This window comes from Thermomonas sp. (assembly GCF_025993755.1).
Lineage (GTDB): Bacteria > Pseudomonadota > Gammaproteobacteria > Xanthomonadales > Xanthomonadaceae > Thermomonas.
In genome coordinates, this window is the sequence record NZ_JAMQHN010000054.1 from 1 (window position 1) to 1,871 (window position 1,871).

A 1,871-nucleotide genomic window follows, 5' to 3' on the forward strand; every position below is an offset into this window, starting at 1 on the left:
ACCGACGCGCTCGACGCCGTCGGCAACACGACCAAGGCCGTCACCAAGGGCTATGCGATCGGCTCCGCGGGCCTCGCCGCACTGGTGCTGTTTGCCGACTACACCAGCAACCTCGAGATTGCCGGGATGCTCGGCGAAGGGATGCTCGTCGAAGGGTTCGAGCTGTCCGACCCGGCCGTGATCATCGGCCTGTTCATCGGCGGCCTGGTGCCTTACCTGTTCGGCGCCATGGCGATGGAGGCCGTGGGTCGTGCCGCCGGCTCGGTCGTGGTCGAGGTGCGCCGCCAGTTCAAGGAAATCCCGGGCATCATGGAGGGCACGGGCAAGCCCGACTACTCCAAGGCCGTGGACATGCTCACGCGCGCGGCGATCAAGGAGATGATCGTGCCGTCGCTGCTGCCGATCCTGATCCCGGTGATCGTCGGCTTCGGCATGAACTGGCTGCTCGGCCCCGGCGCCGGCATCCGCGCGCTCGGCGGCGTGCTGATCGGCACCATCGTCACGGGCCTGTTCGTCGCCATCTCGATGTGCACGGGCGGCGGCGCCTGGGACAATGCCAAGAAGTACATCGAGGAAGGCAACTTCGGCGGCAAGGGCTCCGAGACGCACAAGGCGGCCGTGACTGGCGACACCGTTGGCGATCCGTACAAGGACACCGCGGGCCCGGCCATCAACCCGCTGATCAAGATCATCAACATCGTGGCGCTGCTGCTGGTGCCCTTGCTGTGAGAGAGTGATTGGTGATCAGTGACTGGTGACTAGTGGAGAAGCATCACTAGTCACTGGCCGGTCACCTGCAATCGCCATGGAAAGGCCCCGGAAGACCGGGGCCTTTCCGTTACCGGCGGACCGCTGCGGGCGCCTGCGGAGATCGTCGGCCCGACGACGACGGCGCTGCGATCAGTCACCCCTCGTGCTCGTGCGCCTTCTTCATGAACGCGTCGTCGACGCCCGACTTGTGGCACTTCGCACAGAAAGCCTTGTCCGGCATTACGAGCCCGGCAGCCTTGGCCTTCGCCGGATCCTTCATGACGGACTTCGACTCGTACTCGCTGCCGGGGCCGTGACAATGCTCGCAGTCGAGCGGCGGCTTGCGCTTGGCATGCGCACCACCGGCCCAGGAGTCGAACTGCACGCCGTGGCAGTCGCCGCAGGCTTCTGCACCGATGCGCTCGAGGCCCGGCTTCGTCGCGGCCACCGCGACCGTGCCGCCCGGATCGGCGATTGCGGATGCCGCGGCAGGCGCGGCGGGTGCAGGTGAGGTCGCAGCCACCGGAGCCGCCGCAGTCGCACTCGGCATGGGCGCGGGAGTGGGTGCCGGCGACGGTGTTGCGGCCGGCGGCACTTTGGCGGGCGTCGGCGCCACGGCAGGCGTCGTCTTGGCTGTCGTTGCCGCCGGCGCGGCAGCCGGCGCGGGCGCAGGAGATGCCGCTACCGCCTGCGGAGCCGGGGCCGGCGTCTCCGCCGCAGGCTCTTCCGTCGCGGCTGGCACCGCGGCAACCTGCGCGTCCTCCCCTGGAGCCGGCATGGTCGCCTGCGTTTGCGCCGGCGCGGGTGCCGGACTGGCGGGTTCCGCTGATGGTTTGTCAGCCGGACCCGATGGCGAGCCACAACCGACTGCGAACAGGGCGATGCAAAGCAAAGTCCCGCTCAATGCGCTTCTGGTCATCAGGCCCGGATTCTCCTTGGCTGGACGCGACCTCCCTCTGCCTATGCTACGCCTGGCACGAGGCGCCGGCGAACGACCGCCGACGCCTTGCCTCGCGTGGCCCGTCCGGGTCGATGCCGGTTGCGTGCCGTCCCGTCCGTCAGCCGACGATCGTCGCGAGCGCCGCCTGGATGCGCGCCATCTGGGCAGGCGTCGTCATCGA

2 protein-coding genes are annotated in these 1,871 nt (G+C 68.8%); one reads left to right on the top strand and one right to left on the bottom strand.

Translation table 11 applies throughout. From position 1 onward, the window contains the following. Positions 1 to 729, top strand: a 729-nt coding sequence (locus Q0X16_RS04045; RefSeq protein WP_297830879.1) for a sodium/proton-translocating pyrophosphatase, incomplete at its 5' end; no start/stop codon positions are given. A 175-nt stretch (positions 730 to 904) separates the two neighbouring features. Here the strand turns inward: Q0X16_RS04045 and Q0X16_RS04050 are convergent. Beyond that, positions 905 to 1,273 (bottom strand): hypothetical protein, encoded by a 369-nt coding sequence (locus Q0X16_RS04050; protein WP_297830881.1) that lies wholly within the window; start codon positions 1,271 to 1,273, stop codon positions 905 to 907. Positions 1,274 to 1,871 lie beyond the last annotated feature (598 nt).